This window comes from Enterobacter sp. PGRG2, assembly GCF_030291195.1.
Classification (GTDB): domain Bacteria; phylum Pseudomonadota; class Gammaproteobacteria; order Enterobacterales; family Enterobacteriaceae; genus Enterobacter_D.
In genome coordinates this window covers 707,307-726,713 of sequence record NZ_CP127837.1, presented here as the reverse complement: position 1 = coordinate 726,713, position 19,407 = coordinate 707,307, and the positions used below count along the sequence as shown (strand labels likewise).

Sequence of the window (19,407 nt, the reverse complement as noted above, 5' to 3'; positions counted from 1 at the left end):
CCCGCCAGACCCAGCCAGGGCCCGAACGCGATTTGTGGCACCTGCGCACCACGCGTCAGTCGCAGCACTATCCAGCAGCCAATCCCCATCAGCGACGCGCCGAGCAGCACCGTCGGTAACGCCTGCCAGCCACACCAGGCGCCCAGTGCTCCCAGCAATTTGGCATCCCCCAGCCCCAGGCCTTCTTTGCCAGTGATCAGCCGGTATACCCACCACACCAGCCACAGCGAAAGATAGCCCGCTACCGCGCCGTACAGCGCATCCGTTAAGGTGTTCTGCTGATACAGCGCATGATAAAGCATACCGAGCCAGATCAACGGCTGCGTCAGCCGGTCCGGCAGCAAGTACGTGCGGGCATCGATTTGCGCCAGCGCCAGTACAAACCAGAACAGCAGCATCACGGCAAAGGCATCGGCATGGTCCGGGAACAGCGCGGCAATCAGCGCGAAAGCGACGCCGCAGGTCAGTTCGGTCAGAGGATAGCGAGCGGAGATGGGCTGCCGGCAGTCCCGGCAGCGGCCATGCAGCAACAGCCAGCCGAGCAGCGGAATGTTATCCACGTACCTTATGCGGTGCTGACAATGCGGGCAGTGCGAGGGCGGCCAGGCGATATGCCAGTTTGCCGGGCAGTCGTTCTCCATCATCAGCGGCAGACGGTAAACCACCACATTCATAACGCTGCCGGTAAGTAACCCCACCAGCGCCAGCATCGCGACGTGCGTTTCGTTAATCATGCGTGCCTGCCTGAGCGAATTCGAGTGTTGCAATGGTGATGCTGCCCGGCGCGCTGCCAGCGCTGAAGGCTAATCGTGATACCTGCAAACCCCGGTTTTGCATCTCATCCAGCCAGCTGAAAAACGCGCTGCTGCTGGCAGCGGAAAGCGCGACGGTAAAACGACCGGGCGTGGCTGGCGTCACCACCACGTTCAGACCCGCCTGCGCCGCGCTGTGCTGTATCAGCGTCGGGACGTCACCGGTCAGCAGCTGGCTGCCCACCAGTCCGCTGCGCTGTGCGGCCTCGCTCACCCACTGGATCTCGCTTTTCAGCCGGGCGTATTCCTGCTGTTGTTGCAGGATGGCTTTGTTCAGCGGCTGTAGTACGCCGTACCAGAACGCCAGCAGCAGGCTGAACAGCGCGAGCAGCATCAGGCTGCGTTTTTCGCCAGCGCTTCTTGATTGCCAGAAAGAATTCATTTGCGCTCCTTTAAGCTGATCTTCACACCGTCCGGTTGTTGCAGAACGGTATATTCACCGGCGGCCTGGGCCATAAATCCGCTGAGCTGTCCGGCATCGTTCGCGTTGAGGATCGCCTCAAAACGGTGAGTATCGAGATCGTAACTGACATGGCTTAGCGTCAGCCCCGGCCAGGGCTGTAACTTTTCCTGAAGCTGCGTCAGCAACGTCAGCACGTCCGGATGACGGTTTTTAACGGAGGAGGCGAAGAAAAATTTGAAGTTATTACTGCGATCCTCGCCGGGAAAATAGCGGCTCCACAGCGTCCGTCCTTCGGATACCAGCGCCTGTTTTTGCTGATGCAACTGCCAGAGCGTCAGCCCTTTCAGGCCGAAAAAGAGCGCCATTGCCAGGCCTGTCATTACCGCTGCGCCATATTTCAGCGCGCGTGGTGCCTGTCTCACAGGCCGGGCCGGGCGAAACGCGCCCTGAATGAGGTTAACCGCAGGCAGGGTGTCAGCGTCGTACCAGAGTCCGGGCTCCTGTATATATTCAACTGCGGTGTGTTCTACCGGAAATGGGCTGGCGCTCAAGACAGGCATCTCCGTGCAGGAACTGAGCAAATGACCGAGCAGCGCCTCGTCCAGCACGCCCGTTTTCCAGGCGTCGTAACGGATCATCCACCGCGACGCCTCCTGACTCAGACTCCAGCCGTTCGCCACATGAGGCAGCCAGAAACCATCCGGCACCATATGGGTGAGCGTCACGCCCGCAACCGAGAACGCCGCCAGCATCTCCGCGAGGGCGCGCCGGGCGATCCCCGCCAGATGCAGCGTATTCTCTTCCCGGCAGAGTACCGTCCACAGCAGATCGTCGGCGTTGCCGGTTACGCTGTCTTCCACCAGCCAGCTCAGGGTTTGCGGCGTAATTTTGTAATTTGCAGCAGGAAGTTCGGCGCGGCGAAAACAGAGGTATTCCGGCGACAGCAACAGGCAGACGGTATCGGCGGGCGGCAGATGCGCCAGCGCGCCCGGCTGAAGATAGTCCTCCAGTTCGTGAAGCGTCGGCGCGGGTGTTTCACCGGCAATGCACCACACCAGTTTTCCTGGTAAAGGGCGTAAGATAATTTTCTGCACGAGGTAAATCCTTTTAATGCCCGCCCGCCGCGCGTCGGCGGGCGGTGATAAAGAGTTGCGACTTTTTCGTATCAAATTCCAGATCGCTGATCGTGCCGCTGCGGCTCTCCCCCTGATCCACGATGGTTTCCAGCCGGAAATACTGGCTGGTGGTGGCAGCGATATTTTTAAACGCCTCCAGTTCTTCCTTGCGTCCCGGAAAGGATTTTTCGATGGATGCTTTCAGCGCGGCAATGCTCGTCCAGCCCTGACGCTTCTGTTTATCAAACAGGGCGCGAATGTCGCTGACCTGCACGGCGTTATTCAGCATCGCCGCCAGCAGAGGCGCATCGTCACGCGTCAGAGTGCTGATGTTGATCTTCAGCTCATCGTTCGGCAGCGCRCACATAAAAGGGATGAGCTGCTGGTACAGCGCAGGCGTCATCCCTTTGATCTGCCGGAGTTCGCTCACCGAATACAGGCGGCGTCCGCCGATGGTATGGGGATCGCCACTGGTGCGGTAATAGTCGTTTTCCGCACCGGCACGGCGCGGCGTTTCATCGCTGTCGATATAATCAGCAATGGCGTCGATAAGCGCTTCGGCTGGCGCGCCGGTCACGCCAAGATTGGCGAGCAGGGCGGTAAAGACCTGTACGCTGGCGGGCACGTCCGCCATGATGTCAGTGGGCGCATTCACCAGCGCATTGATGTTAAAGCAGGCCTGGCGGTCAGTCAGTTGCCAGTTGACGGTTTCGCCGCTGGCAAGCGCCAGCCGCTGTGGCTGCGCCCAGAGCTGATCGCGCGTCAGCAGTTTGGCGTTATCGCGCAGATCCTGCGCAAGCGTCTGCATCGCCTGATGTTCTGCCAGCCCGACCAGCCAGTTTTGCTGCAACTGTTGCTGCGTATAGCCGGTGCGCTTGATGTTAATCTGATAGCGCAGCGTCATTTCACTGGCCAGCGCGGCCATGATCGCCAGGATCATCAGCACCACCAACAGTGCCACGCCTTTTTGCGCTCTCATGGTGTGCCCCCGTTGCGGCGGTTTTCCGGCAGCAGAAGCAGGCGCGCGATCGTGCCCGATCCTTTGATATTGATTTCGGCTTCGATCGCCCTCGGGTATTCCCCGGGCGGAAGCGTGGTCACCACGGCATCCTTAAGGTAATAACGCAGGGTAAAGGCGTTCACGTCCGTCAACATGGGCTGCGTGATGGACGGCTGCTCATCCTCCGGATAGCGCCAGATGGCGCGGTAAAGGGTGTGATTTTTAAGCGACCACTCGACGCGCTGCAGATCCGGCGCACAGCAGATATCCGGCATGTCATTGTTGCTGGCGGTGGTGAGCATCAGACGGCTTTTTTCCCCCTCCGGCGACATCAGCGGCACGATCTGCCAGACATCTTTATCCAGCAGATTTACCGCGCGAACCAGGGCCGCAAAACGCTGCTGATGCTCTTTCGTCACCTCATTGCTGTTTACCGTTGCCGTCAGTAACTGGCTGGTGAGCAGGGTGAGCACCGCAAAGAGCGCAATCGCCAGCAGCACTTCCAGCAGCGTGAAGCCGGTCTGTGCTTTAGCGTGTCGGGGCATCGGCGGCTCCTTTCTCTGCGGGCACATAGCGGCGGAGCCGCATTTTCTGCCCGTTATCAATAGAAACTTCCGCCGTTAATAGCTGCATACCCGGCACGTCCGATGCCGACGCCGTTAGCGTCCATGTCCAGCTTCGTTGGCCCATCTGGCTTTTACCCTGCGCGGTTGCGGCCAGCGGTGTGGCGGATAGCTGCTGCTTTTTCAGCACATTATCGGCAACCCAACTGGCGAACACCTGCTCTTCCATCTTGGAGGTGGCGGCGATTTGCCCGCTCAGGCTGTTGATCAGCGTCAGCGAGACGGAGGCGAAGATCACCATCGCCAGCAGCACTTCCAGCAGGGTCATGCCGGTCTGCTGGCGGCTCATGGTGTTGCTCCACTGCTGAATTGCAACGGCAGGCCGCCGGTGCTGGTCAGGGTAAAGAGTACCGCCTGGCTTTGCCGATCCTGGATTTGCAGCGTAAAGGGTGTGATTTCGCCGTCCGGACGGATAAGGATTTGCGGCGTCCCGGCGGCCTGTCTGGCAAGAGCGACGGGCGAGAGCGTGACCCGCCAGCTGTCATGCCAGGCGCCTTCGGTTGCCAGCCGGAAATAGTTTTCAGGAGTCTGCCAGCGGTTGCGCACCGGTGTGACGATGCGCCAGCCCTGTTCACGGATCTCAATACCCGCGCTGCGGTCTTCCATGGTTGACCAGTCAGCGGTGTATTCCATCAGCGCCGCCAGTTGCTCACCGGCGGTGATGGCTTTTTTGCGATCGTCGTCGCTCACCATCATCACCAGTGTGGCGCTTAACGCCAGCAGCGTCAGCACCAGTAATATTTCCAGCAGGGTAAATCCTTTTACCGCTTTCATGGTCAGGGCTTCGCGTTATCCATTTCCCAGTTCGTGATGTCATCCTGGGTACCGGCTTCACCGTCAACGCCCGCAGAGATAATGTCGTAATCCCCGTGTTCGCCAGGGCTGACCAGCAGATAATCATTCCCCCAGGGATCCTGCGGCAGGCGTTTGATATAGCCGGAGGTGTTGTAATTTTCCGGGATCGGCGAGCTGGTGGGCTTTTCAACCAGCGCTTTCAGCCCCTGAGCCGTTACCGGATAGCGATGGTTGTCGAGCTTGTACATATCCAGCGCGTTTTCCAGCGCCACAATGTCGCTGATGGCTTTCTGCTTGTCGGCGCGCTCTTTATTACCCATTAAGTTAGGCACCACCAGGCTTGCCAGCACGCCAAGAATAACGATTACCACCATCAGTTCGAGCAGGGTAAACCCCTGCTGCCGTTTCTGAGACTCTGTGTTCATATTGCTTTTCCTTAAGTCACTAATGAATTGAGTTGTAAGATTGGTTGCAACACCGAGACGATAATGAACAGTACAATCATCGCCATGGTGATAATCAGCCCCGGCTCAAACAGTGCCAGCGCCAGCGCGATGCGGTTTTGCAATAAGGTTTCCTGCTGTTCGGCGGCGCGGGCCATCAGCTCGCTGAGCTGCCCACTCTTCTCGCCGGAGGCGATCATATAGAGCATCATCGGCGGAAAGAGATCGCATTTATCCAGCGCCAGGTGAAAACCCGATCCCTGACGCACACGGTCGGCGGCGTCGCGCAGTCGGGCCTGGATCTCACGATTGTTAATGCCCTCTGCCGCCAGACTCATACCTTCCAGCAGCGGCACGCCGCTGGTATGTAAAATGCTTAAGGTATGCAGATAACGGGCGCAGTGCACGGCGCGCAGTAGCCCCCGGCTGAGCCGGAAAGCCAGCAGCCAGCGGTCGAACTGATGACGTTTGCCGGGTCTGGTAAGCCAGTGGCGGAACAGCAGCAGCGCGACCACCAGTGCCGCCAGCAAAAAAGGGCCAAAATCGCGAAGCGCATCGCTGATCGTAAGGAGTGCGCGCGTGGACAGCGGTAACTGCTGTTTCATATGCAGAAACTGCTCCACGACTTTAGGTACCACCGTGGTCAGCAAAATGGTCACCACGATCACCGCGACGCTGGTCAGCATGGTGGGATACACCAGCGCCTGGATGAGCTTACTGCGCATTTTTTGCCGCAGCTCGTTATAGTCCGCGAGTTTTTCCAGCACCGTACCGAGCTGGCCGCTTTTTTCGCCGGCTTTGACCAGCGTGCGATAAATGGTGTCGAAAATACGCGGCCAGGCGGCCAGCGCATCAGAAAGCGTGTGCCCGGCGAGAATATGCTCGCGCAGATCGGTCAGGATATGGTTGAGCTTGCTGTTCTGGTTCTGACGGCCAATAACGGCCAGCGCTTCCTCCAGCGGCAGGGAGGCGCTGGCAAGGGTGGCCAGCTGGCGGGTAAAAAGCGCCAGTTCGCTGCCGCTCAGCCGCAGCCGCGCGCTTTTTGTCGGGGGGGTAAACCATGACACCAACTTTTTTTCCCGCAGCGTCAACGGGTAAAGCCCCTGAGCGCGCAGCGTGTCACGGGCCTCTTTACTGCTGGCCGCGCTTAAAGTTCCATGGCGGGTCACGCCGCTGGCATCCATTGCCTGCCACTGAAATTTCATTGCAGTTCTTCCTGCGCTGAGGTGACGCGCATGACTTCTTCAATGGTCGTTTCACCGGCAAGGGCGCGCAGCAGACCGTTTTCCCGCAGGCTGCGGCTCTGCTGACGCAGGCACTGCTCCAGCGCATGTTCGTCGGCATCACGATGAATAATGCTGCGCATATGCTTATCCACTACCATGATCTCGTGGATCGCCAGTCGCCCCTGGTAACCTGAACCCCGACAGTCGCTACAGCCCACCGCCTGCCAGCAATGGGTGGCATCCGGGGCGAGGGCACGCAACAGGGCTTTTAGATCCCCGGGCAGGGCGATTTGCGTGCGGCAGTAAGGACATAACCGGCGTACCAGACGCTGGGCAATGACGCCGGAAAGTGAAGACGACAGCAGAAACGGCTCCACGCCCATATCGCGCAGGCGTGTGATCGCCCCGCAGGCGCTGTTAGTGTGCAGCGTCGATAAGACCAGGTGGCCGGTCAGTGAGGCCTGCACCGCAATCTGCGCGGTTTCCRCATCGCGGATCTCACCCACCATCACCACGTCCGGATCCTGACGCAGAATGGCGCGCAGGCCGCGGGCAAAAGACATGTCCACGCGGCTGTTCACCTGCGTCTGGCCGATGCCTTCCAGCTCGTATTCAATAGGATCTTCCACGGTCAGGATATTGCGCTGGGGTGAGTTCAGCTCAGAGAGGATGGCATACAGGGTGGTACTTTTTCCCGAACCGGTCGGGCCGGTCACCAGGATGATGCCGTGCGGCTGCTGCACCAGAAAATGCAGGCGCTGCGCATCGCCGGCGGTCAGCCCCATCGTGTCCAGCGACAGCCGTAAATTGTTTTTATCCAGCAGGCGCAGCACGGCGCGCTCGCCATACTGCGAGGGCAGCGTGGAGACACGCACATCAATATTTTTACGCCCGAGGCGCAGGGAGATACGGCCGTCCTGCGGCAGGCGTTTTTCCGCAATATCCAGCCGCGCCATGACTTTGATACGTGAAATCAGCAACGGCGCGAGCTTTTTGCCCGGTTGCAACACCGGCTTCAGGATGCCGTCGACGCGAAAGCGCACCACCAGCGACTTCTCGAAGGTTTCGATATGAATATCCGACGCGCCTTCTTTTACCGCCTCGTGAAGAATGGCGTTGATCAGGCGGATCACCGGCGCGTCATTTTCATCGCTAAGCAAGTCCGCATTATCCGGCAGCTCTTCGCTCAGCGTCGCCAGATCGACATCCTGATCGAGATCTTCGGCAATCTGCCGCGAGTCCCCGGTGCCGTTGCGGAACAGCGGCTCCAGATAGTCCTCAAACTGTGCAGGCTCCAGACGCGTGAATCGGACACGGTCGGGCAGGGCGTAGCGGGCTTCCAATAAGATTTCCAGCGGCGTATCGGTACGGCAGACCAGTTCATCGCCGGCCACTGCCACGCCCTGTTTTTGCACCTGCGCATAGCTCACCGGCAGCGGTTGTCCTGGCGGGATGCGTTTCCATAAATCAGCCATGTTGCGAACCCCCTATTCCCTGAAAGGATTGCGTGCTGACGGGCCGGGCGCGGGCGCCAGATCCTCATCCATCTCTTTCAGCATCGGGCGCTCGTCATCATCGACTTTGATCAACGCGCTGGTGGACTTATCGATACGCTGCTTTTGCATATCGCGGTAGCGGGTGTATTTGTCTTTCGACAGCGAACGGTACACCTCATCATCGCGAATAATGGTCGGGCGGATAAAGACCATCAGATTGCGTTTGGCGCTGTCGGTGGAGGTATAGCGGAACAGCTGGCCTATAAGCGGAATGTCCCCCAGCAGCGGCACCTTGGAGACCTGCTCTTTGGCGGACTCATCCAGCAGCCCACCCAGCACCACGGTTTCACCGCTTTTCACCAGCACGGCGTTTTGTATGGTGCGGGTATTGAACGTGGGGCCGAGGGAGCTGGCGTTACCGGATGAGCTGTCAACGCTGGACACCTCCTGCTCGATCTCCATCAGGACGGCGTCGCCTTCGTTGACCTGCGGTGTCACTTTCAGTTTAGTACCGACAGTTTTACGCTCAACGGTGTTAAAGACGTTGTCGCCGGAGGTGGTTTGCGAGCCGGAAAGAACAGGGACATCCTGGCCTACGTTAAAGGACGCTTCTTTGTTATCGAGGGTGACGATACTGGGAGTGGCGAGAATATCGTTCTTGTTATCAGACGCCAGCGCGGTGAGCAGCACGCTCCAGTCGCCCTCGAAAAAGCCCGTCGCCAGCCCGTTAAAACTGCTCAGCGCGCTGGAGATAGCGTTATCGCTGCTCATGGAACCGCTTTCTTTAAACTGGCGCGCTCCCTGGGAGGCGTCAAAGATCGGCAGCCCGGTCTGGGTAAACTGCTGACCGCCCACATTGCTGTTCGCCCACTGCACGCCCAGGTTCAGCCCTTTGCCATCCTGTACTTCAACGATGATGGCCTCAACCAGCACCTGCGCGCGGCGAATGTCCAGCCGCGCAATCACCTTTTCCAGCTCCTGGAGAGTGCTTTGATCGGCGGTGATAACGATTGAGTTGGTCTGTTCATCGGCGGTAATGGAGACATCGCTGGAACCCGATGACACGCTCTGCGGCGAGGACTGTTTGTCTTCAGACAGCTTCGCCGAGACGCCGGTCAACACTTCGACAATTTTGCTGGCTTTTGCATACTGCAGATAGAAAACGCGGGTGTTGCCGAGGTTGGTCTGCTCAATATCCAGCTTGTAGACCAGGGATTTCAGGCGCTGGCGCACGTTGTCGGGCCCGCTGATGAGCAGGGCGTTGGTACGTTTGTCGGCGACGACTTTCGGCAACAAGATCTGCGTCGGGTTTTCTTTTGATTCTTCGCGTAGCAGGTTATTGATCACTTCCGCGAGATCGACCGCCGAGGCGTAACGCAGCTTCACCAGTTCCCGCTCCTGTGTGCCAATCACATCCACCCGCTTCACCACTTCAAGAATGCGGTTAACCATAGTGGCTTTGCCGGTCACCAACAGCACATTCGAGGGATCGTAATGCACCACGTTACCGATGCCGCCGCCCTCCATCATCTGGCGTAATAGCGGCGCAAGATCGCGCGCAGGCACGTTTTTTAACGATACCACGCGGGTGATAAACTCATCGCCCACTGCTGGCTGTGAGGACTCCTGCAGTACGCCGGGCGCGGTTTTAAGCGCAGCGGAACGCACCACCTTCAGCAAGCCGTTATCCAGCGTAACCACGGTATAACCGTAGATATCCAGTACGCTGAGGAAGAACTGGTAATACTCCGCCTCATTGAAGTTATCAAAGCTGCGGACCGATATACTCCCCTGGACGGAGGGATCGACCAGAATGGTTTTGCCGATTTGCTTACTGACTGAAGAGATAAAATCCCTGATGTCAGCATTTTTAAAGTTTGCAGAGTACTGCGCCGCCACCGACGAAGGGGCACTGCAACAAAGTTGTAAGGCCAACATCCATGCGGCGGTTCGTGTCATTCCCTTGAGCAATTTACTTATCCTTATTATTGTCATCCGCGTCCGTTGACACGTTGACCAGTTCTTCCTGTCCATCGCGCAGCACGGTGAATTGCGCGGTGCGTAATGAGGCCAGCGCCTGAATGGCCGCTTCTGCGGAATCTTTGCGCGTCAGGCTGTAGCTGTTCATCTTAATCGCCAGATCCCCGGGCTTGAGTCCCGCCGTAAGGGATCCGGCGGCGTCGGTACGCATATTCAACCTGATGCCCTGTAAAGCGTCCTGCTGATAAACCAGATTGGTAATCAGGAGATCGCCGAGATAAACCGTGCCAGTTTCCGAAGCCGCTGACGATAACGATGTCGATAATGATAATTCGGGTGAATCATTTAAAATAAAATTTTGTGGCTCACCGTTGTTATTAATGGTTACGCTGTTGCTGTCGATCGAGGAAATAAAGACGCCGGGAAGATCTTCTATATAATCACCAAAATTATATATTTCAGTTTTGTTATTCACCGTAATAATGGCCTGGGAACGATTTCTTAAGTTGCTGGCGATGACACCATTAACAATGAGATTGAGCGGCGTGCTTTGGTGTTGTCTGGGGTTATCACTATTTTTCGGCAAGGCCTCGGTATTCTGCGGCATGTTCATTGGCAGGCTGAATGCGGCCATGCGCCGCGAAACGCCTGCGGGCTCATCTTGCGGAGTAAATTTACGGGACAATTGCGCGTAATCATACACGGAATAAATAATAAGTATCGCGGATAAGCAAACCAGCAGCCCGCATAATACGGTCTGTCTTTGTTGTTTAATAGCGCCAGCCAGTTGCTGAATTCTTGTATCCATGAGTCTGCGTACTTATCCTGAAGAAGCTGAATATGGTATAGTCTTTAAATATCGTATTCAACCTCATCATATTTAATGATGATTGTAGTGAAATAACTGTACGATTCTTCTTATATTCTGTGGTGATAATATTAACGGCTCTGATGGATGACCTTTTATAAATGAGCAGTACAGAACGTCAATCGACGTTATATCCTTTTTCAGGATATGAATTAATTAAAACCTTTATTGTTCAGGAGCTGCGGTCTGGCAGCGTGGGCCTGCTGTATGGTGCGCCCGGATGCGGCAAATCGACGCTGGCGCACCAACTTGCGGCGGGTTACCCCGGACATGCCTGCGTCTGGCGGGCTGGTGGCGAAGCCTACCGTTGCCGGATGATGCCCGCCGCGCCCGTTAATGCAGAGCCTGTTGCGATAACGCAGTTCTGGCAGCACGCGATGTCAGCGGTGCCGGAGGCCGAACAACCTGTACTGTTCATTATTGATAATGCGGATGTGCTGAGTCGTCACCTGCCGGTGCTGATACATGATTTCCGTCAGCTGGCAGCGTCCCGGCAGGCAGGGGTTAGCCTGCTGTTGGCAGGCAGCAAGTCGTTAATGCATTACCGGAAAATCAAATCGCAAATCGATTACCCGATCGGCATGCCTCTGCCCGACAGTGACGAAACCCATGCATTTATGCTTCACCAGATGAATGAGGGGGAAGTGGTAAGTCTGCGCCGGGCGTTTACCGATCGGGCAGCAAACGCGGCGCGAGGCAACCTTGCACTGCTCAGCCGTATAGCCAGATCGGCATATCAGCTGGCGCTTGCAGGCCAGATGACCACGCTGACAGCGCGACAGGAAGGGCAATTACTGAATCTGCTGGCGCCGCAACGCAGCGCGGCACGCTGTGGCAGCCTGCTGGCGCTATACGCCGGGCTGGCATTCACCGTTGGCTGGCTGAGTGTCGATACGCTAAAACCGGCGCTTCCTGTTCCGGGCTGGATGATGATCCCCACAGAAGAAAAAGAGCCGGTCGTTGATATCACCGATAGCGGAACCCACATGCGCGACGCCATGCAACAACTGTTCAGCACCTGGGGATATGACGTCCTCCCTGAAGAGGCCTGGTGCGATCAGGCCGGACGCGCAGAACTTGCCTGCGAAAGTGGCAAAGCGAGCCTGAATGATCTGGCCGGGCGTGGGCTGCCGTGGATGGCGCAGTTACGCATAAATAAAGGATTACATGCGGTGGTGATGCGCATGTCGGACACTGAACTTGATCTGCTGATTGCCGGTAAGACGTGGACAGTGCGGCGCGACTGGTTTACAGCGCACTGGGACGGAAACTATGTGCTGATGGAAAAGCAGACGCCGGACGGAAAAATGACCGTTTCCGATAAAAGCTCGCCGGAAAGTATCGTCTGGCTGGATGCGTTACTCAGCCGGGCGCTCAACGTGCCGGTCGACAAGCAAGGTGAATGGACGCCGGCGCTCACCGAGAAAGTGAAGCTCTTCCAGCAACGGGAAAATCTCAGGCAGGATGGCAAACCGGGAAAACGCACGTTGCTCCGTTTACAGCAAGCGCTGGGCGAGGCGCCGCAACTTATTAATGAAAGTACGTCAGATACAGTAGCAATAAAGGAAAGCGCAAAATGATGCGGATCTTCAGGGCTTACCAGGCGCAAAATGGGGACAAAGGCGCCGTCACGCTGAAAGCAACACCCGACGAGCGCAGGCGCCATGGTCTGCGGGCAGGGGGCTGGACACTATGGATCATGCTGATGCTGGCGTGCGGCTATTACGGGCACGTCATCGGGCAGCAGTTCTTCCCTGAGATCTCTGACCGCGCTGCATATGAACCAGCCCGTAACTACTGGCTTTCCGATGTGCATTATGTGTTTAAAAAGAAACCGTTGCCTGCCCGCATTGAGATTGAAACCGATGAAGCAGAAGAAGAGGGGATAATGGCCGATGAACTGCTGTCCAGCGATGAGGATGCGGCTTTGGACGACGAGCGCGAGGACACCGCAAGCGACCATGACGCATTGCGGCTGCGCGTCCGGCAAGCGCTGAAAGAGGTGCAGGGTGAAGAACAGTGACGGGGCCGCGAATATCATGCAATTTTGAAGCGTAAGACCTTGCATCCAGGCCATGTATAAGTATAATACGCCGGCTTGTCGTAATTGACGGCTGGTTCAATATGAACCCTGGCAGCGCTTTTGGCTACCAAACAATGTTCCCAATCGGGGAACTCTGTAAGAACGGTTACACTCTCCCATCAATCGTAATGGGTATGAGGAGTAGCTATTTGTCTATAAAATAATTGGAGCTCTGGTCTCATGCAGAACCAAAGAATCCGTATCCGTCTTAAAGCGTTTGATCATCGTCTGATCGATCAATCAACCGCGGAAATCGTCGAGACTGCCAAGCGCACTGGTGCGCAGGTCCGTGGTCCGATCCCGCTGCCGACCCGCAAAGAGCGCTTTACCGTTCTGATCTCTCCGCACGTTAACAAAGATGCGCGCGATCAGTACGAAATTCGCACTCACAAGCGTCTGGTTGACATCGTTGAGCCAACCGAGAAAACCGTTGATGCTCTGATGCGTCTGGACCTGGCTGCCGGTGTAGACGTGCAGATCAGCCTGGGTTAATCAGGTCATCGAGCGATTGAGAGGTTGATACAATGATTGGTTTAGTCGGTAAAAAAGTGGGTATGACCCGCATCTTCACTGAAGATGGCGTCTCTATCCCAGTAACCGTAATCGAAGTAGAAGCAAACCGCGTGACTCAGGTTAAAGACCTGGCTAACGACGGCTACCGTGCTGTTCAGGTAACCACCGGTGCTAAAAAAGCTAACCGCGTCACCAAGCCTGAAGCGGGTCACTTCGCTAAAGCTGGCGTAGAAGCTGGCCGTGGTCTGTGGGAATTCCGTCTTGCTGACGGTGAAGAATTCTCTGTAGGCCAGGACATTAGCGTTGAGCTGTTTGCTGAAGTTAAAAAAGTTGACGTAACCGGTACCTCTAAAGGTAAAGGTTTTGCTGGTACCGTTAAGCGCTGGAACTTCCGTACCCAGGACGCTACCCACGGTAACTCCTTGTCTCACCGCGTTCCGGGTTCTATCGGTCAGAACCAGACTCCGGGCAAAGTGTTCAAAGGCAAGAAAATGGCAGGTCAGCTGGGTAACGAACGTGTAACTGTTCAGAGCCTGGACGTAGTACGCGTTGACGCTGAGCGCAACCTGCTGCTGGTTAAAGGTGCTGTCCCGGGTGCAACCGGTAGCGACCTGATCGTTAAACCAGCTGTGAAGGCGTGAGGAGATAGCAATGGAATTAGTATTGAAAGACGCGCAGAGCGCGCTGACTGTTTCCGAAACTACCTTCGGTCGTGATTTCAACGAAGCGCTGGTACACCAGGTTGTAGTTGCTTACGCAGCTGGGGCTCGTCAGGGTACTCGTGCTCAGAAGACCCGTGCTGAAGTAACTGGTTCTGGTAAAAAACCGTGGCGTCAGAAAGGTACTGGCCGTGCGCGTTCTGGTTCTGTTAAGAGCCCGATCTGGCGTTCCGGTGGCGTAACCTTCGCTGCGCGTCCGCAGGACCACAGTCAAAAAGTTAACAAAAAGATGTACCGCGGCGCGCTGAAAAGCATTCTGTCCGAACTGGTACGTCAGGATCGTCTGATCGTTGTCGAGCAGTTCTCTGTAGAAGCGCCTAAAACTAAGCTGCTGGCTCAGAAACTGAAAGACATGGCTCTGGAAGATGTGCTGATCATCACCGGTGAGCTGGACGAGAACCTGTTCCTGGCCGCACGTAACCTGCACAAGGTTGACGTACGTGACGCAGCAGGTATCGACCCGGTTAGCCTGATCGCCTTCGACAAAGTCGTAATGACTGCTGATGCTGTTAAGCAAGTTGAGGAGATGCTGGCATGATTCGTGAAGAACGTCTGCTGAAGGTGCTTCGTGCGCCGCACGTTTCTGAAAAAGCGTCTACTGCGATGGAAAAAACCAATACCATCGTTCTCAAAGTTGCTAAAGACGCGACCAAAGCAGAAATCAAAGCTGCTGTGCAGAAACTGTTTGAAGTCGAAGTCGAAGTCGTTAACACCCTGGTAGTTAAAGGGAAAGTTAAACGTCACGGACAGCGTATCGGTCGTCGTAGCGACTGGAAAAAAGCTTACGTCACCCTGAAAGAAGGCCAGAACCTGGACTTCGTTGGCGGCGCTGAGTAAGTCGGAGGAGTAATACAATGGCAGTTGTTAAGTGTAAACCGACATCTCCGGGTCGTCGCCACGTTGTTAAAGTGGTTAACCCTGAGCTGCATAAGGGCAAACCTTTTGCTCCGCTGGTTGAAAAAAACAGCAAATCCGGTGGTCGTAACAACAATGGTCGCATCACCACTCGTCACATCGGTGGCGGCCATAAGCAGGCTTATCGTATTGTTGACTTCAAACGCAACAAAGACGGTATCCCGGCTGTTGTTGAACGTCTTGAGTACGATCCGAACCGCTCCGCGAACATCGCGCTGGTTCTGTACAAAGACGGCGAACGCCGTTACATCCTGGCCCCTAAAGGCCTGAAAGCTGGCGACCAGATTCAGTCTGGCGTTGATGCTGCTATCAAAGCGGGTAACACCCTGCCGATGCGCAATATCCCGGTTGGTTCTACCGTTCATAACGTAGAAATGAAACCAGGTAAAGGCGGTCAGCTGGCGCGTTCTGCTGGTACCTATGTTCAGATCGTTGCTCGTGATGGTGCTTATGTCACCCTGCGTCTGCGTTCTGGCGAAATGCGCAAAGTTGAAGCTGACTGCCGCGCAACTCTGGGCGAAGTTGGCAATGCTGAGCATATGCTGCGCGTTCTGGGTAAAGCAGGTGCTGCACGCTGGCGTGGTGTTCGTCCTACCGTTCGCGGTACGGCGATGAACCCGGTAGATCACCCACATGGTGGTGGTGAAGGTCGTAACTTTGGTAAGCACCCGGTAACTCCGTGGGGCGTTCAGACCAAAGGTAAGAAGACCCGCAGCAACAAGCGTACTGATAAATTTATCGTACGTCGCCGTAGCAAATAATATTAGAGGATAAGCCATGCCACGTTCTCTCAAGAAAGGTCCTTTTATTGACCTGCACTTGCTGAAGAAGGTAGAGAAAGCGGTGGAAAGCGGTGACAAGAAGCCCCTGCGCACTTGGTCCCGTCGTTCAACGATCTTTCCAAACATGATCGGTTTGACCATCGCTGTCCATAATGGTCGTCAGCACGTTCCGGTATTTGTTTCCGACGAAATGGTCGGTCACAAACTGGGTGAATTTGCACCGACACGTACTTATCGCGGTCACGCGGCTGATAAAAAAGCCAAGAAGAAATAAGTAGGAGGAAGAGATGGAAACTTTAGCTCAACATCGCCACGCTCGTTCTTCTGCTCAAAAGGTTCGCCTGGTGGCAGACCTGATCCGCGGTAAGAAAGTGTCGCAGGCCCTGGACATTTTGACCTACACCAACAAGAAAGCGGCTGTACTGGTCAAGAAGGTTCTGGAATCTGCCATTGCTAACGCTGAACACAACGATGGCGCTGACATTGACGATCTGAAAGTTGCGAAAATTTTCGTAGACGAAGGCCCAAGCATGAAGCGCATTATGCCGCGTGCGAAAGGTCGTGCAGATCGCATCCTGAAGCGCACCAGCCACATTACTGTGGTTGTGTCCGATCGCTGAGACTCTGGAGACTAGCAATGGGTCAGAAAGTACATCCTAATGGTATTCGCCTGGGTATTGTAAAACCATGGAACTCTACCTGGTTTGCGAACACCAAAGAATTCGCTGACAACCTGGACAGCGATTTTAAAGTTCGTCAGTACCTTACTAAGGAACTGGCGAAGGCGTCCGTATCTCGTATCGTTATCGAGCGTCCGGCTAAGAGCATCCGTGTGACTATTCACACTGCTCGCCCGGGTATCGTTATCGGTAAGAAAGGCGAAGACGTCGAAAAACTGCGTAAGGTCGTAGCGGATATCGCTGGCGTTCCTGCACAGATCAATATCGCCGAAGTCCGTAAACCGGAACTGGACGCTAAATTGGTTGCTGACAGCATCACTTCACAGCTGGAACGTCGCGTTATGTTCCGTCGTGCTATGAAGCGTGCTGTACAGAACGCAATGCGTCTGGGCGCTAAAGGTATCAAAGTTGAAGTTAGCGGCCGTCTGGGCGGCGCGGAAATCGCACGTACCGAATGGTACCGTGAAGGTCGCGTTCCGCTGCACACTCTGCGTGCTGACATCGACTACAACACCTCTGAAGCGCACACCACTTATGGTGTAATCGGCGTTAAAGTGTGGATCTTCAAAGGTGAGATCCTGGGTGGTATGGCTGCTGTTGAACAACCGGAAAAACCGGCTGCTCAACCTAAAAAGCAGCAGCGTAAAGGCCGGAAATAAGGAGCGTCGCTGATGTTACAACCAAAGCGTACAAAATTCCGTAAAGTGCACAAAGGCCGCAACCGTGGTCTGGCGCAGGGTACGGATGTTAGCTTCGGCACTTTCGGTCTGAAAGCTGTTGGCCGTGGTCGTCTGACTGCACGTCAGATCGAAGCAGCACGTCGTGCTATGACCCGTGCAGTTAAGCGTCAAGGTAAGATCTGGATCCGTGTATTCCCGGACAAACCGATCACCGAAAAGCCGCTCGAAGTGCGTATGGGTAAAGGTAAAGGTAACGTGGAGTATTGGGTTGCCTTGATTCAGCCAGGTAAAGTCCTGTACGAAATGGACGGTGTGTCTGAAGAGCTGGCCCGTGAAGCATTCAAGCTGGCAGCAGCGAAACTGCCGATTAAAACCACCTTTGTAACTAAGACGGTGATGTAATGAAAGCAAAAGAGCTGCGTGAGAAGAGTGTTGAAGAGCTGAACACCGAGCTGCTGAACCTGCTGCGTGAGCAGTTCAACCTGCGTATGCAGGCAGCCAGTGGCCAGCTGCAACAGTCTCACCTGTTGAAGCAAGTGCGTCGTGATGTCGCACGCGTTAAGACTTTACTGACTGAGAAGGCGGGTGCGTAATGACCGATAAAATCCGTACTCTGCAAGGTCGCGTTGTTAGCGATAAAATGGAGAAATCCATCGTTGTTGCTATCGAACGTTTTGTGAAACACCCGATCTACGGTAAATTCATCAAGCGTACGACCAAACTGCACGTACATGACGAGAACAACGAATGCGGTACTGGTGACGTGGTTGAAATCCGCGAATGCCGTCCGCTGTCCAAGACTAAGTCCTGGACGCTGGTTCGCGTTGTAGAGAAAGCGATTCTGTAATACAGTACGCGTTCTCAACGATAAACGGTCCAGAAATGGGCCGTTTATTTTTTCTACCCATATCTAAGAAGCGGTGTTATAATGCCGCGCCCCCGATATGGGGCTTTTTAACGACCCGAGATTTGGGTCCCAAAGTAGTAGTTGACATTAGCGGAGCACTGAAATGATCCAAGAACAGACTATGCTGACCGTCGCCGACAACTCCGGTGCACGTCGCGTAATGTGTATCAAGGTTCTGGGTGGCTCGCACCGTCGCTACGCAGGCGTAGGCGACATCATCAAGATCACCATCAAAGAAGCAATTCCGCGTGGTAAGGTCAAAAAAGGTGATGTGCTGAAGGCGGTAGTGGTGCGCACCAGGAAGGGTGTTCGTCGCCCGGACGGTTCTGTCATTCGCTTCGATGGTAATGCATGCGTTATTTTAAACAATAACAGTGAGCAGCCTATCGGTACGCGTATTTTTGGGCCGGTAACTCGTGAACTTCGTACTGAAAAGTTCATGAAAATTATCTCTCTGGCACCAGAAGTACTCTAAGGAGCGAATCATGGCAGCTAAAATCCGTCGTGATGACGAAGTTATCGTGTTAACCGGTAAAGATAAAGGTAAGCGCGGTAAAGTAAAAAATGTCCTGTCTTCCGGCAAGGTCATCGTTGAAGGTATCAACCTGGTTAAGAAACACCAGAAGCCGGTTCCGGCTCTGAACCAACCAGGCGGCATCGTAGAGAAAGAAGCAGCTATTCAGATCTCTAACCTTGCTATCTTCAATGCGGCAACCGGCAAGGCTGACCGTGTAGGCTTTAGATTCGAAGACGGCAAAAAAGTCCGTTTCTTCAAGTCTAACAGCGAAACTATCAAGTAATTTGGAGTAGTACGATGGCGAAACTGCATGATTACTACAAAGACGAAGTAGTTAAAAAACTCATGACTGAGTTTAGCTACAATTCTGTCATGCAAGTCCCTCGGGTCGAGAAGATCACCCTGAACATGGGTGTTGGTGAAGCGATCGCTGACAAGAAACTGCTGGATAACGCAGCAGCTGACCTGGCAGCAATCTCCGGTCAAAAACCGTTTATCACCAAAGCACGCAAATCTGTTGCAGGCTTCAAAATCCGTCAGGGCTATCCGATCGGCTGTAAAGTAACTCTGCGTGGCGAACGCATGTGGGAGTTCTTTGAGCGCCTGATCACTATTGCTGTACCGCGTATCCGTGACTTCCGTGGCTTGTCCGCTAAGTCTTTCGACGGTCGTGGTAACTACAGCATGGGTGTCCGTGAGCAGATCATCTTCCCAGAAATCGATTACGACAAAGTCGATCGCGTCCGTGGTTTGGATATTACCATTACCACTACTGCGAAATCTGATGAAGAAGGCCGTGCTCTGCTGGCTGCCTTTGACTTCCCGTTCCGCAAGTAAGGTAGGGTTACTG

Annotated in this window: 28 protein-coding genes; 16 read left to right on the top strand and 12 right to left on the bottom strand. The window is 55.1% G+C overall.

Going from position 1 to position 19,407, the window contains the following annotated elements:
• From QRD42_RS03190 to QRD42_RS03135, 12 genes are all read right to left on the bottom strand, one after another.
• A partial coding sequence (locus tag QRD42_RS03190) for a prepilin peptidase (protein ID WP_321988165.1) occupies positions 1-734 on the bottom strand: 734 nt, incomplete at its 3' end.
• On the bottom strand, positions 727-1,194 hold the full coding sequence (gene gspM / locus QRD42_RS03185) for a type II secretion system protein GspM (RefSeq protein WP_321988164.1): 468 nt from the start codon (positions 1,192-1,194) through the stop codon (positions 727-729). The genes QRD42_RS03190 and gspM, both read right to left, overlap by 8 nt.
• The gene (gene gspL / locus QRD42_RS03180; protein WP_321988163.1) at positions 1,191-2,309 is read right to left on the bottom strand and encodes a type II secretion system protein GspL; all 1,119 of its coding nucleotides are present in this window, start codon (positions 2,307-2,309) and stop codon (positions 1,191-1,193) included. Before gspL ends, gspM begins: the two co-directional genes overlap by 4 nt.
• A gap of 13 nt (positions 2,310-2,322) precedes the next feature.
• Positions 2,323-3,309, bottom strand: a complete 987-nt coding sequence (gene gspK / locus QRD42_RS03175) for a type II secretion system minor pseudopilin GspK (protein ID WP_321988161.1) — start codon at positions 3,307-3,309, stop codon at positions 2,323-2,325.
• Entirely contained in the window at positions 3,306-3,875 is a 570-nt protein-coding gene (locus tag QRD42_RS03170) for a type II secretion system protein GspJ (protein ID WP_321988160.1), read from the bottom strand. Before QRD42_RS03170 ends, gspK begins: the two co-directional genes overlap by 4 nt.
• A complete protein-coding gene (gspI, locus tag QRD42_RS03165; RefSeq protein ID WP_321988159.1) occupies positions 3,859-4,242 on the bottom strand; it encodes a type II secretion system minor pseudopilin GspI in 384 nt (127 codons plus the stop codon). Before gspI ends, QRD42_RS03170 begins: the two co-directional genes overlap by 17 nt.
• The gene (gene gspH / locus QRD42_RS03160) at positions 4,239-4,727 is read right to left on the bottom strand and encodes a type II secretion system minor pseudopilin GspH (RefSeq protein WP_321988157.1); all 489 of its coding nucleotides are present in this window, start codon (positions 4,725-4,727) and stop codon (positions 4,239-4,241) included. Before gspH ends, gspI begins: the two co-directional genes overlap by 4 nt.
• A gap of 2 nt (positions 4,728-4,729) precedes the next feature.
• Positions 4,730-5,173 (bottom strand): type II secretion system major pseudopilin GspG, encoded by a 444-nt coding sequence (gene gspG, locus QRD42_RS03155; RefSeq protein WP_321988156.1) that lies wholly within the window; start codon positions 5,171-5,173, stop codon positions 4,730-4,732.
• A gap of 11 nt (positions 5,174-5,184) precedes the next feature.
• Positions 5,185-6,396: a type II secretion system inner membrane protein GspF gene (gspF, locus tag QRD42_RS03150; RefSeq protein WP_321988155.1), complete on the bottom strand. Its 1,212-nt coding sequence runs from the start codon at positions 6,394-6,396 to the stop codon at positions 5,185-5,187.
• Complete coding sequence (gspE, locus tag QRD42_RS03145; RefSeq protein WP_321988154.1) at positions 6,393-7,892, bottom strand: type II secretion system ATPase GspE; 1,500 nt, start codon at positions 7,890-7,892, stop codon at positions 6,393-6,395. Before gspE ends, gspF begins: the two co-directional genes overlap by 4 nt.
• Positions 7,893-7,904: 12 nt before the next feature.
• Entirely contained in the window at positions 7,905-9,908 is a 2,004-nt protein-coding gene (gene gspD, locus QRD42_RS03140) for a type II secretion system secretin GspD (RefSeq protein WP_415877728.1), read from the bottom strand.
• Positions 9,886-10,701 carry a type II secretion system protein N gene (locus QRD42_RS03135; RefSeq protein ID WP_321988153.1) on the bottom strand — a complete coding sequence of 272 codons (816 nt, stop codon included), beginning with the start codon at positions 10,699-10,701 and terminating at the stop codon, positions 9,886-9,888. Before QRD42_RS03135 ends, gspD begins: the two co-directional genes overlap by 23 nt.
• A gap of 161 nt (positions 10,702-10,862) precedes the next feature.
• Between QRD42_RS03135 and QRD42_RS03130 the strand changes: the two genes are divergently transcribed.
• The 16 genes from QRD42_RS03130 (at position 10,863) to rplE (ending at position 19,394) form a co-directional block, all read left to right on the top strand.
• The gene (locus QRD42_RS03130) at positions 10,863-12,341 is read left to right on the top strand and encodes a peptidoglycan-binding protein (RefSeq protein WP_321988152.1); all 1,479 of its coding nucleotides are present in this window, start codon (positions 10,863-10,865) and stop codon (positions 12,339-12,341) included.
• On the top strand, positions 12,338-12,784 hold the full coding sequence (locus QRD42_RS03125; protein WP_321988151.1) for a hypothetical protein: 447 nt from the start codon (positions 12,338-12,340) through the stop codon (positions 12,782-12,784). The genes QRD42_RS03130 and QRD42_RS03125 overlap by 4 nt, the downstream gene beginning before the upstream one ends.
• 240 nt (positions 12,785-13,024) lie before the next feature.
• A complete protein-coding gene (rpsJ, locus tag QRD42_RS03120; RefSeq protein ID WP_001181005.1) occupies positions 13,025-13,336 on the top strand; it encodes a 30S ribosomal protein S10 in 312 nt (103 codons plus the stop codon).
• A 32-nt stretch (positions 13,337-13,368) separates the two neighbouring features.
• On the top strand, positions 13,369-13,998 hold the full coding sequence (rplC, locus tag QRD42_RS03115) for a 50S ribosomal protein L3 (RefSeq protein WP_072571574.1): 630 nt from the start codon (positions 13,369-13,371) through the stop codon (positions 13,996-13,998).
• Positions 13,999-14,008: 10 nt separating this feature from the next.
• Positions 14,009-14,614: a 50S ribosomal protein L4 gene (rplD, locus tag QRD42_RS03110; protein WP_072571573.1), complete on the top strand. Its 606-nt coding sequence runs from the start codon at positions 14,009-14,011 to the stop codon at positions 14,612-14,614.
• A complete protein-coding gene (gene rplW / locus QRD42_RS03105; protein WP_000617546.1) occupies positions 14,611-14,913 on the top strand; it encodes a 50S ribosomal protein L23 in 303 nt (100 codons plus the stop codon). Before rplD ends, rplW begins: the two co-directional genes overlap by 4 nt.
• 17 nt (positions 14,914-14,930) lie before the next feature.
• Entirely contained in the window at positions 14,931-15,752 is an 822-nt protein-coding gene (gene rplB, locus QRD42_RS03100) for a 50S ribosomal protein L2 (RefSeq protein ID WP_000301869.1), read from the top strand.
• 16 nt (positions 15,753-15,768) lie between these two features.
• Entirely contained in the window at positions 15,769-16,047 is a 279-nt protein-coding gene (gene rpsS / locus QRD42_RS03095; RefSeq protein WP_001138115.1) for a 30S ribosomal protein S19, read from the top strand.
• 13 nt (positions 16,048-16,060) lie between these two features.
• Positions 16,061-16,393 carry a 50S ribosomal protein L22 gene (rplV, locus tag QRD42_RS03090; protein WP_002919773.1) on the top strand — a complete coding sequence of 111 codons (333 nt, stop codon included), beginning with the start codon at positions 16,061-16,063 and terminating at the stop codon, positions 16,391-16,393.
• Between the two features lie 17 nt (positions 16,394-16,410).
• Positions 16,411-17,112, top strand: a complete 702-nt coding sequence (gene rpsC / locus QRD42_RS03085) for a 30S ribosomal protein S3 (protein ID WP_000529945.1) — start codon at positions 16,411-16,413, stop codon at positions 17,110-17,112.
• Between the two features lie 12 nt (positions 17,113-17,124).
• The gene (gene rplP, locus QRD42_RS03080; RefSeq protein ID WP_015962145.1) at positions 17,125-17,535 is read left to right on the top strand and encodes a 50S ribosomal protein L16; all 411 of its coding nucleotides are present in this window, start codon (positions 17,125-17,127) and stop codon (positions 17,533-17,535) included.
• Positions 17,535-17,726: a 50S ribosomal protein L29 gene (rpmC, locus tag QRD42_RS03075; protein WP_000644742.1), complete on the top strand. Its 192-nt coding sequence runs from the start codon at positions 17,535-17,537 to the stop codon at positions 17,724-17,726. Before rplP ends, rpmC begins: the two co-directional genes overlap by 1 nt.
• Positions 17,726-17,980 carry a 30S ribosomal protein S17 gene (rpsQ, locus tag QRD42_RS03070; protein WP_017460070.1) on the top strand — a complete coding sequence of 85 codons (255 nt, stop codon included), beginning with the start codon at positions 17,726-17,728 and terminating at the stop codon, positions 17,978-17,980. The genes rpmC and rpsQ overlap by 1 nt, the downstream gene beginning before the upstream one ends.
• Before the next feature lie 163 nt (positions 17,981-18,143).
• Positions 18,144-18,515, top strand: a complete 372-nt coding sequence (gene rplN, locus QRD42_RS03065) for a 50S ribosomal protein L14 (RefSeq protein ID WP_015960712.1) — start codon at positions 18,144-18,146, stop codon at positions 18,513-18,515.
• 10 nt (positions 18,516-18,525) lie between these two features.
• On the top strand, positions 18,526-18,840 hold the full coding sequence (rplX, locus tag QRD42_RS03060; RefSeq protein WP_003031122.1) for a 50S ribosomal protein L24: 315 nt from the start codon (positions 18,526-18,528) through the stop codon (positions 18,838-18,840).
• Positions 18,841-18,854: 14 nt separating this feature from the next.
• Complete coding sequence (rplE, locus tag QRD42_RS03055) at positions 18,855-19,394, top strand: 50S ribosomal protein L5 (protein ID WP_072571571.1); 540 nt, start codon at positions 18,855-18,857, stop codon at positions 19,392-19,394.
• Positions 19,395-19,407 lie beyond the last annotated feature (13 nt).

Coding starts and splice junctions, on each gene's coding strand:
- rplV (WP_002919773.1), top strand. CDS start 16,061: ATGGAAACTTTAGCTCAACATCGCCACGCTCGTTCTTCTGCTCAAAAG.
- rplN (WP_015960712.1), top strand. CDS start 18,144: ATGATCCAAGAACAGACTATGCTGACCGTCGCCGACAACTCCGGTGCA.
- QRD42_RS03135 (WP_321988153.1), bottom strand. CDS start 10,701: ATGGATACAAGAATTCAGCAACTGGCTGGCGCTATTAAACAACAAAGA.
- rplE (WP_072571571.1), top strand. CDS start 18,855: ATGGCGAAACTGCATGATTACTACAAAGACGAAGTAGTTAAAAAACTC.
- rplX (WP_003031122.1), top strand. CDS start 18,526: ATGGCAGCTAAAATCCGTCGTGATGACGAAGTTATCGTGTTAACCGGT.
- rplC (WP_072571574.1), top strand. CDS start 13,369: ATGATTGGTTTAGTCGGTAAAAAAGTGGGTATGACCCGCATCTTCACT.
- QRD42_RS03130 (WP_321988152.1), top strand. CDS start 10,863: ATGAGCAGTACAGAACGTCAATCGACGTTATATCCTTTTTCAGGATAT.
- rplP (WP_015962145.1), top strand. CDS start 17,125: ATGTTACAACCAAAGCGTACAAAATTCCGTAAAGTGCACAAAGGCCGC.
- rpsQ (WP_017460070.1), top strand. CDS start 17,726: ATGACCGATAAAATCCGTACTCTGCAAGGTCGCGTTGTTAGCGATAAA.
- rpsC (WP_000529945.1), top strand. CDS start 16,411: ATGGGTCAGAAAGTACATCCTAATGGTATTCGCCTGGGTATTGTAAAA.
- gspH (WP_321988157.1), bottom strand. CDS start 4,727: ATGAAAGCGGTAAAAGGATTTACCCTGCTGGAAATATTACTGGTGCTG.
- rplB (WP_000301869.1), top strand. CDS start 14,931: ATGGCAGTTGTTAAGTGTAAACCGACATCTCCGGGTCGTCGCCACGTT.
- gspM (WP_321988164.1), bottom strand. CDS start 1,194: ATGAATTCTTTCTGGCAATCAAGAAGCGCTGGCGAAAAACGCAGCCTG.
- rpsS (WP_001138115.1), top strand. CDS start 15,769: ATGCCACGTTCTCTCAAGAAAGGTCCTTTTATTGACCTGCACTTGCTG.
- rpmC (WP_000644742.1), top strand. CDS start 17,535: ATGAAAGCAAAAGAGCTGCGTGAGAAGAGTGTTGAAGAGCTGAACACC.
- gspD (WP_415877728.1), bottom strand. CDS start 9,908: ATGACAATAATAAGGATAAGTAAATTGCTCAAGGGAATGACACGAACC.
- QRD42_RS03170 (WP_321988160.1), bottom strand. CDS start 3,875: ATGCCCCGACACGCTAAAGCACAGACCGGCTTCACGCTGCTGGAAGTG.
- QRD42_RS03125 (WP_321988151.1), top strand. CDS start 12,338: ATGATGCGGATCTTCAGGGCTTACCAGGCGCAAAATGGGGACAAAGGC.
- rplD (WP_072571573.1), top strand. CDS start 14,009: ATGGAATTAGTATTGAAAGACGCGCAGAGCGCGCTGACTGTTTCCGAA.
- rpsJ (WP_001181005.1), top strand. CDS start 13,025: ATGCAGAACCAAAGAATCCGTATCCGTCTTAAAGCGTTTGATCATCGT.
- gspI (WP_321988159.1), bottom strand. CDS start 4,242: ATGAGCCGCCAGCAGACCGGCATGACCCTGCTGGAAGTGCTGCTGGCG.
- rplW (WP_000617546.1), top strand. CDS start 14,611: ATGATTCGTGAAGAACGTCTGCTGAAGGTGCTTCGTGCGCCGCACGTT.
- gspF (WP_321988155.1), bottom strand. CDS start 6,396: ATGAAATTTCAGTGGCAGGCAATGGATGCCAGCGGCGTGACCCGCCAT.
- gspG (WP_321988156.1), bottom strand. CDS start 5,173: ATGAACACAGAGTCTCAGAAACGGCAGCAGGGGTTTACCCTGCTCGAA.